General features: G+C 70.7%; 9 protein-coding genes. 3 read left to right on the top strand and 6 right to left on the bottom strand.

Features of this window, described 5'->3' with window-relative positions; all coding sequences use genetic code 11:
* Positions 1-100 precede the first annotated feature (100 nt).
* The 5 genes from ACYVE7_RS24565 to ACYVE7_RS24545 form a co-directional block, all read right to left on the bottom strand.
* On the bottom strand, positions 101-1,321 hold the full coding sequence (locus ACYVE7_RS24565; protein WP_460367605.1) for an MFS transporter: 1,221 nt from the start codon (positions 1,319-1,321) through the stop codon (positions 101-103).
* 107 nt (positions 1,322-1,428) lie between these two features.
* A complete protein-coding gene (locus tag ACYVE7_RS24560; protein ID WP_460367603.1) occupies positions 1,429-2,844 on the bottom strand; it encodes a CBM96 family carbohydrate-binding protein in 1,416 nt (471 codons plus the stop codon).
* Positions 2,845-2,962: 118 nt separating this feature from the next.
* Positions 2,963-3,883 (bottom strand): DMT family protein, encoded by a 921-nt coding sequence (locus tag ACYVE7_RS24555; protein WP_460367601.1) that lies wholly within the window; start codon positions 3,881-3,883, stop codon positions 2,963-2,965.
* A gap of 85 nt (positions 3,884-3,968) precedes the next feature.
* Positions 3,969-4,349: a Zn-ribbon domain-containing OB-fold protein gene (locus tag ACYVE7_RS24550; RefSeq protein WP_460367599.1), complete on the bottom strand. Its 381-nt coding sequence runs from the start codon at positions 4,347-4,349 to the stop codon at positions 3,969-3,971.
* A 2-nt stretch (positions 4,350-4,351) separates the two neighbouring features.
* A complete protein-coding gene (locus ACYVE7_RS24545) occupies positions 4,352-5,494 on the bottom strand; it encodes a thiolase C-terminal domain-containing protein (protein WP_460367606.1) in 1,143 nt (380 codons plus the stop codon).
* A gap of 103 nt (positions 5,495-5,597) precedes the next feature.
* Here ACYVE7_RS24545 and ACYVE7_RS24540 point away from each other — a divergent pair, with 103 nt between their 5' ends.
* Both ACYVE7_RS24540 and ACYVE7_RS24535 read left to right on the top strand, forming a co-directional pair.
* The gene (locus tag ACYVE7_RS24540; RefSeq protein WP_460367597.1) at positions 5,598-6,098 is read left to right on the top strand and encodes a flavin reductase family protein; all 501 of its coding nucleotides are present in this window, start codon (positions 5,598-5,600) and stop codon (positions 6,096-6,098) included.
* A complete protein-coding gene (locus ACYVE7_RS24535; protein WP_460367596.1) occupies positions 6,091-7,245 on the top strand; it encodes an acyl-CoA dehydrogenase family protein in 1,155 nt (384 codons plus the stop codon). The genes ACYVE7_RS24540 and ACYVE7_RS24535 overlap by 8 nt, the downstream gene beginning before the upstream one ends.
* Before the next feature lie 57 nt (positions 7,246-7,302).
* Here the strand turns inward: ACYVE7_RS24535 and ACYVE7_RS24530 are convergent, their stop codons facing one another.
* Positions 7,303-7,605, bottom strand: a complete 303-nt coding sequence (locus tag ACYVE7_RS24530) for a hypothetical protein (protein WP_460367594.1) — start codon at positions 7,603-7,605, stop codon at positions 7,303-7,305.
* A 187-nt stretch (positions 7,606-7,792) separates the two neighbouring features.
* Here ACYVE7_RS24530 and ACYVE7_RS24525 point away from each other — a divergent pair.
* Positions 7,793-8,095 (top strand): hypothetical protein (locus tag ACYVE7_RS24525; protein ID WP_460367592.1); only part of this gene is annotated, 303 nt, incomplete at its 3' end.

The raw sequence follows: 8,095 nt of genomic DNA, 5'->3' as shown, positions 1-8,095 counted from the left end.
ATGACACCGCCGGTGGCGGACAGGCCGATCAGCGCGCCGTACCCGGCGGCCAGCGAGCCGAGCAGGACGGCCGCGAGCGCGGCCAGCAGGATCCGGGTTCTCATCGGGCGGGCTCCTCACGCAGCAGGATCAGGGTCGCTCCGGCGGCCGTGACGGCCAGCGCGGCGCAGGTCAGGACGGCGGGCGCGGCCCCCCAGAGCTGCCAGGCGAACCCGAACAGCACCGACGAGCCCAGGTAGGCGAGCGCCTGCCCGCTCTGGATGAGCGCGATCCCCGTGGTCCGCAGCTCCTCGGGGAGCAGCGGCCCGGCCAGCGCCATCAGCACGCCGTCGGTCGTGGCGTAGAACAGCCCGTACAGCGCGACCACGCCGACGGTCTCGGCGATCCCGCCCGGCCCGGCCCCGACCAGCAGGTACACGCCGATGAGCGGCGCGAACCCGGCCAGCAGCACACGGCCGCGCCCCCACCGGTCGGCGAGCAGACCGCACGGCGCGGCCAACAGCAGGTAGCAGAGGCTGGTGCCGACGGCCAGCAGCGGAAACCAGCCGAGCGCATAGTCGTTCTTCCGTTGCAGGAGCAGATAGACGAATCCATCGCCGATGGTCACCAGGCCGAGCAGAACGGCGGCGGGCAGCAGCCGTCGCACGGCCCGTCCACGCAGCAGGATCCGCGCTTCGGCGGCCGAGAAGCGGGGCGGTGCGGGGCGGGTGTCGCGGTGGTCGGTGACGAACAGCAGGAGCAGCACCACGCCCATCGCGGCGACGCAGAAGCTGGTCATGAACACCGGCTCGAACCGCTGCCCCGACGTCTGGAGCACGGCGAGCGCCACCAGCGGCCCGGCGAACGCGCCGACGGCGTCCATGGTCCGGTGCACGCCGAACGCGCGTCCCAGCAGCTCGGGCGGCGTGCTCAGGGTGATCAGCGCGTCGCGGGGGGCGGTCCGCAGGCCCTTGCCCGCACGGTCGGCGGTGACGGCCGCGCCGAGCAGCGGCACCGAGGGCCCCGCCAGCAGTAGCCCCAGTTTCGCGACGGCCGACAGCCCGTACCCGAAGGCGGCGACGGGTTTGCGTCGCTGGATCCGGTCGGCGAAGACCCCGCCGAACAGCCGCAGCAGCACGGTCGCCCCGGTGTAGACACCGTCGATCACCCCGTAGGCGGCGGGCCCGAGCTGGAGGCCCGCCATCAGGTACAGCGGCAGGACCGCCGCGACCATCTCGGCGGACACGTCGGTGACGAGGCTGACGGCGCCGAGCGCGACGACCGTCCGGCTCACCGCGCCCCGCCGCGGCACCGCGGCCCGGTCGATCGTGGACAGATACACAGCGGCACCCTCCCAGGGACCGTCCGGCCCGCACGGGGCCGGACGGAACGGACTCGCGGCCGTCTCACGGGTCTCCTCTGGCAGGACGAAGACCCCTGAGGCGCGGCCTAGTGGCAGGCGGTGGTGCCGGAGTCGGCGTAGGTCTTGCCGGCTTCGGGGACGAACTGCCAGTCGTAGCTGTTGGCGTGGAGGGTCAGCTTGAGGACGCCGTGGGTGTCGCTGTTGCGGGCCTCGCTGTTCGGCTGGATCGTGCCGAACCCGTAGTAGGGCGCGCCGCCCATGCCCGCGACGATGCTGCGGATGCCGCGCGCGGTGTCGAGCCCGCCGGTGGCGTTCATCGGCGCGAACCGCTCGTACTGGTGGTTGTGGCCGGTGACGACCAGGTCGGCGTTGCCGTCGTACAGCGCCTGGAAGATGGGCCGCATCGACGTGCTCGGCGCGTGGTTGGAGCCGGAGGTGTAGAGCGGGTGGTGCCAGAACGCGACCGTGCAGGGCCGGTTGCTGGCGGCGAGGTCGGCGCGGAGCCACTGCTCCTGCGCGCCGCCCGCGCCGCAGCCGCCGGAGATGGAGCCGCAGTTGGAGTTGATGACGACGGCGTGCCAGTTGCTGCCGATGTCGTAGGAGTAGTAGCCCTTGCTCGGGTCGCCGGCGGCGGCCCCGAAGTAGCCGTAGTAGCCGGTCGCGCCGGAGGTGTTGTAGTCGTGGTTGCCGGGCGCGGGCCGGGTGCGGGCCTTGTGCCTGCCCCACGTCGGGTTGTAGTAGGAGCTGAACTCCGACGCCGTGCCGTTGGTGTAGACGTTGTCGCCGGTCGTGAACACGGTGCCGGGGATGGAGTCCAGGAGCGCGGCGGTGGCGGTGTCGCCGCTGCCGCTGTCGGCGATGTCGCCCGCGCCGACGAGCACCGGGTCGCCGGACGGCGGGGTGGTCGTGGTGGTGGGCGTCGGCGACGGGGACGTGCCGGTGGTCAGGACGAGCTGCGGCGCGGTCGAGCCGCTCTCGCGGGAGTCGTAGTCGGCTCCGTCGCTGCTCGTCGAGGTGATGGCGATGCTGTAGGAGCCGTTGCCGGTGACGAGCGAGGTGACGTCGAGCTCGTACCAGGCGTTGCGGGAGACGTTGCCGAGGGTGGCGAGGGTGGCGCCGTCGATGGCGGGCTGGGCGTTCCAGGTGGTGCCGGTCTCCGACCAGGTCAGGTTCGACAGCGCCTTGAAGGTGCCGCCGTTGCTGCTCTGGGAGCCGGACACGTCGTCGGTGTGGACGCGGAGCTTCGCGGCGGAGACCGTCCCGGAGATCCCGGAGACGGTGAACCGCAGGAAGGCCCGCTTCACGGGCGAGTTGTCGATGCCGATCTGGCCGGTGGTGCCGTAGTTGGTCCCGGTGTGGGACGCGTCGACGTAGGTGTCGGCGACGGGCGTGAAGGTCGTGGTGGCGGCATGGGCCGACGACGTGGTCAGGGCGACGGCGGTCAAGGCCGCGGCCGTCCCGGCGGCGAGGCCCAGGGCCAGCACCGATCTCCGCTTCGACATGCGCTGTTCTCCGCTCAACGTGCGGTTACGGGGGGTCGGCTGGAAGGTAACCGGCCGTCACGTGCACGAGCTGAGCGCAGCGCGTTGCGGAGATGTCCGCGGGGTGAACGGGAGGGCGTCAGTAGGGCTGGCCGAGGTAGCGGGGGGCCGGTTCGAGGGGGTCGATCTGCTGTTCCGGGTCCTCGTAGCGGGGGAAGAACGCCAGGGCCGACAGGCCGAGCACGAACCCGGCGACGCGCAGCCCGCTCAGCAGCGGCGAGTCCGGCCAGCCCTCGCCGTAGAGCAGGGTCGCGGTGACGATGAGCTGGGTCTTGGCGACGACCGTGCAGATGGTCAGCACGATCACCATCCGGCAGCGCTGGAGCGCGATCTGCAGCTGGGCGAGGCCCAGGACCGCCGCGACGCAGAACGTGTAGAGGTAGGGCTCGGTCAGGAACGGGACCAGTGACTGGTGGGCGTTCCAGACGTTCGACAGGCCCTTGACCGACAGTTCCATCGTGCCGATCAGCATCCCGGAGGAGAGCCCGTAGGCGACTCCGGCGAGGGGACGCGCGTGGCGTCCCGCGGGCTTCCAGTCGCCCGCCGAGAAGGTCAGCACCGCGATCACGATCGACGGGACGGCCACGGCGAGCAGCAGCGGAAGGCTCGGGGTCGCGGTGTCGGACCGCTCCGCGGGGACGACCGACAGGGCGACCAGCAGCGTCCCGGCGGCGAACAGCCCGAGCGCCGCCCATTCCCTGGCGGTGAGCCGCTCCCCGAAGTAGCCGAACGCGAGCGCCAGGCTGACCACGAGCGTGGCGACGAAGATGGGCTGCGCGACGGTCAGCGGCAGCATCGACAGCGCGACGAACTGCAGCACGAACCCCGACAGCCCGAGCAGGAACCCCGTCCACCAGAGCCGGCTGCTGAGCACGGCCCCGAGCAGCCGGAACGGACGGGTGCCGCGCAGCACGTCCATCTGCTGCCCGGAGACCTTGAAGAACGCGACGCCCACGTAGTACAGAGCAGTCGCGATCACCGCGATCAGTACTGCTTCCATCTACGGACCTCCGTCTTGTTACTCCCGAGTTACCTTCGGGTGAACGAGACAGGGTGTCAAGAGGAAGAGAAGTGGCCGAATGCGGTCAGCGGGAAAGCGGACGCCACTGCACGAGCCCGTCCACGATGGCCGCCTCGACCCGCATTCCCTGCGTTATCTGAGTGGAATCGCCTTCGACGAGGTTGCCGTACATCAGAATGTGCTCACCTTCGTCCAATCGGACGCAGAGCACGGCGTACGGAGTCGGGACGTCCGGCAGGAATTTCTGGTGGTTGACGATCCAGGAGTAGACCCGGCCCGTGCCCAGGGCGGGAACCCAGTCGGACTGACGTCCCTGACAACGGTTGCAGACCGCGCGTGCGGGAAAGCGCTTGACGCCGCAGTCCCGGCACCGCTGGAGCAGCACCTCGCCCCGGTCCACCCCGTCCCACCAGGGTGCGGAGTCGCGGTCGGCTTCCATGCGCATGATCATTCTCCCCGCAGGACGAGGGCCGAGGTTCCGGCCAGGACATAACCGGGCTGGGCGGTGGAAAGGGCCACCGAGGCTCCTTCCACCTGGCGGTCGCCCGCGGTTCCGCGCAGTTGCGCCACGGCCTCCGCCACATGGTTGACGCCGTGCACATAACCCTCGGAGAGAAATCCGCCGTGCGTGTTGAACGGCGGGGCCTCGCCCGAGGCGGCGAACGGACCGCCCTCCCCTTTCGCGCAGAAGCCGTAGTCCTCCAACTGCACGATCACCGAATAGGTGAAGCAGTCGTAGATCTCGGCGACGTCGATGTCGGACGGTCCCACGCCCGCCATCGAATACAGCCGCGGCGCGAGTCGGGCGGCTTCCGTCACGGTGAAGTCGGTGGGAACTCCGGAGAAAAAGCTGTCGCCGCCGCCCCAGGCCGCACCCGAGATCAGGACGGGCCGGTGCGGCAGATCCCGGGCCCGCTCCGCCGAGGTGATCACCAGGGCGCACGCCCCGTCGGTCTCCAGGCAGCAGTCGAGCAGCCGGAACGGTTCGGCGATCCAGCGGGAGGCGAGGTAGTCGTCCAGGGTGATCGGGTCGCGTTTCAGGGCGCGCGGGTTCTTCACCGCGTGGGCTCGCTGGGTGACGGCGACCGAGCCGAGCTGCTCATGGGTGGTGCCGTACCGGTTCATATGGGCGCGCGCGTACATCGCGAACTGCTGCGGCGGCGCGAAGTAGCCGTAGGGGGCCTGGTACTGGCTGTCGAAGACGGGGGCCGCGCCGCGGCCGGTGCCGCCCATCCGGAACTCCGAGCGCGCGTTGATCGCCCGGTAGACCACGACGGTCTCGGCCAGGCCCGCCGCGACGGCCAGCGCCGCCTGCCCGACCACGCCGTGCGAGACGCTGCCGCCGCCGAACTGGTCGAGGTACCAGGTGACCTCGGGGATTCCGAGCGCGGGCGCGACCACCCAGGGCGGGGTGGAGTCGCCGACGCGGTAGGTGGCGATGCCGTCGACGTCGGCGACGGTCAGCCCGGCGTCGTCGAGGGCGGCGAGGATCGCGTCGACGGCGAGGGTCAGCGTGGAGACGCCCGAGTTCTTGGAGAAGGGCGTGTACCCCACACCCGCGATGGCCGTTCTGTCGCGAAAAGTCACGATCCGGAGCCTAACCGAGCAAGCGCTTGGGTGGCTAGTCGGATTGACACCGCGCCGAGCGCCCTTCTACTCTAACAAGCAAGCGCTTGGCTAAGAAGAGGACGAGATGACGACAGCACCTGTGAGCGAGATGGACGGACGACGTCTCCGCGACGTGCTCGGGCACTTCGCCACCGGAGTCGTGGCCATCACGGCCATCGACCCCGGCACCGGGCTGCCCACCGGGCTGGCCGCCAATTCCTTCACCTCGGTCTCCCTCGAACCGGCGCTCGTGGCCTTCTGCGTCGCGCACACCAGCTCGACCTGGCCGTCGCTGCGCCGGGCCGAGCGCCTGTGCATCAACGTGCTGAGCGAACCCCAGACCGCGGTGTGCAAGCAGCTCGCGGTGAAGGGCGGCGACAAGTTCGCCGGAGTCGCCTGGGCCGCCTCCCCCGCCGGCACCCCGGTGCTCGACGGCGCGCTGGCCTGGCTGGAGGTCTCGATCGAGGCCGAGCACCTGGCCGGCGACCACATGATCATCGTGGCCCGGGTGCACGGCCTGGACGTCCACCACGACGGCGAACCGCTGGTCTTCTACCAGGGCCGGTACGGGCGCTTCGATGGCTGACCGGCTCGACGGCTTCCGCGACGAGGTCAGGACCTGGCTCGAGGACGCCCTGACCGGCGAGTTCGCCGCGGCGCGCGGGCTCGGCGGCCCCGGACGCGAACACGAGGGGTTCGAGGTCAGGCTGGCCTGGGAACGTCACCTCGGCAAAGCCGGCTGGACGTGCCTGGGCTGGCCCGTCGAGCACGGCGGCCGCGGCGCGTCCCTCGACGAGCAGGTCGTGTTCTTCGAGGAGTACGCGCGCGCCCACGCCCCGCACCGGCTCGGCCACATCGGCGAAGGGCTGATCGGCCCCACCCTCATCGACCACGGGACCGACGCCCAGCAAGCCCGGTTTCTGCCGCCGATCCAGTCCGGCGCGGAACTCTGGTGCCAGGGCTACTCCGAGCCGAACGCCGGCTCCGACCTCGCCAACGTGCAGACCAAGGCCGTCCTCGACGGCGACGAGTGGGTGATCCATGGGCAGAAGGTGTGGACGTCGCTGGCGCACGTGTCCGACTGGTGCTTCGTCCTCGCCCGCACCGAACCGGGCTCCGAACGGCACAGAGGGCTGTCCTACCTGCTGGTCCCGATGCGGCAGGACGGCATCGAGGTGCGGCCGATCGTCCAGCCGACCGGGACGTCGGAGTTCAACGAGGTCTTCTTCGACGGCGCCCGCACCGCGAAGACCGCCATCGTCGGCGCGCCCGGCGAGGGCTGGCGGGTCGCGATGGCGACCCTCGGCTACGAGCGCGGCGCGTCGACACTGGGGCAGCAGATCGGGTTCCGGCGCGAGTTCGAGGCCGTCCTGGCCACCGCGCGGCGCTGCGGCACCGCCGCCGAACTGCGCGACCGGCTGACCAGGTCGTGGATCGAGCTGGAGATCATGCGGCTGAACGCGCTGCGCACCATGAAGTCGCTGGGCGCGGGCGAACCCGGGCCCGAGGTGGCCGTCGCGAAGCTGTACTGGTCGGAATGGCACCGGCGGCTCGGCGAACTGGCGCTCGACGCGGCCGGACCGGCCGGGCTGCTCGCCGACGACCTGCCCTACGACCTGTCGGACCTGCAGCGGATCGGGCTGTTCAGCCGCTCCGACACCATCTACGCCGGATCGAGCGAGATCCAGCGGAACATCATCGCCGAACGCACCCTGGGGCTGCCCCGCCAGTGACCGAGGCCCTTGTGATGCGGTGTTCCACGCGGTGGGTGTGGAACACCGCCCTGCCTCTCACCTGGTGGGCGCCGCGGCCAGAACCTGAGCGACCCGTTCGGCCGCCACGTTCAGGTCGTCTGCGGCGGAGATGCGTTCCGCCCACGACCACCAGTACCACCAGCCGTCCGCACCGCGCTCCGCGAGGATGTTCTCCGTGAGAGCGGATGCGTCAGGGTTCATCACGTGCAGGCTGGGCGCCGTGCCGAGCGGCACGGTCAGCCTCACCCGCAGACCGCGCCCGACGAGTTCGTCGCCGAGCCGTTCCAGATACTCGATCCGCGTCTGCATCGACGCGGTCGTCCCCGTGTCGTCAGGCATAGCCGTTAGCTCACTTTCACCGAAGTCGCGTGGCCCGACGGCACTGAACATTTCGCGCCGGAACGCCAACCGCAAGCGGCATCGCCGCATCTAGTTCAGCGACCGTCCCAATGGACTAGATCAAAATGGGACCTGTCCGAACATTCGGGATAGGTTGTGGAAGCACCGGGGAAGAAGGGGACAGACCATGTCGCAGGAAGCTCAGGACGGGCCTCCGCCGCCGTACACGTCGAACGCCGAGGACCTCGCGGCGACTCCGCTGCTCGGCTCGCCGCTCCCCGACCAGCCCCCCGCCGCGATCCCGTTCGGCCGGATCCCCGCCGAGACGATGCGCGACACCCCCAAGGCGCAGTTCGAGACCGTCCAGGACCTTCCGGTCCAGCAGCCGCCGGTCCAGCAGCCGCCGGTCCAGCAGCCGCCCGCCCAGCAGCCGCCCGCCCAGCAGCCGCCCGTGCAGCGGCCTCCGGTGGCGGCCGTCCCGATCCAGGAG

It is taken from the genome of Actinocorallia lasiicapitis, from assembly GCF_054778695.1.
Note: the sequence above shows the minus strand (reverse complement) of the source record. Positions and strands in the feature narration are given on the sequence as shown.

Bases quoted from the DNA above. Each gene is read 5' to 3' on its own strand.
- ACYVE7_RS24555 (WP_460367601.1), bottom strand. From the start codon at position 3,883: ATGGAAGCAGTACTGATCGCGGTGATCGCGACTGCTCTGTACTACGTG.
- ACYVE7_RS24550 (WP_460367599.1), bottom strand. From the start codon at position 4,349: ATGCGCATGGAAGCCGACCGCGACTCCGCACCCTGGTGGGACGGGGTG.
- ACYVE7_RS24560 (WP_460367603.1), bottom strand. From the start codon at position 2,844: ATGTCGAAGCGGAGATCGGTGCTGGCCCTGGGCCTCGCCGCCGGGACG.
- ACYVE7_RS24530 (WP_460367594.1), bottom strand. From the start codon at position 7,605: ATGCCTGACGACACGGGGACGACCGCGTCGATGCAGACGCGGATCGAG.
- ACYVE7_RS24535 (WP_460367596.1), top strand. From the start codon at position 6,091: ATGGCTGACCGGCTCGACGGCTTCCGCGACGAGGTCAGGACCTGGCTC.
- ACYVE7_RS24540 (WP_460367597.1), top strand. From the start codon at position 5,598: ATGACGACAGCACCTGTGAGCGAGATGGACGGACGACGTCTCCGCGAC.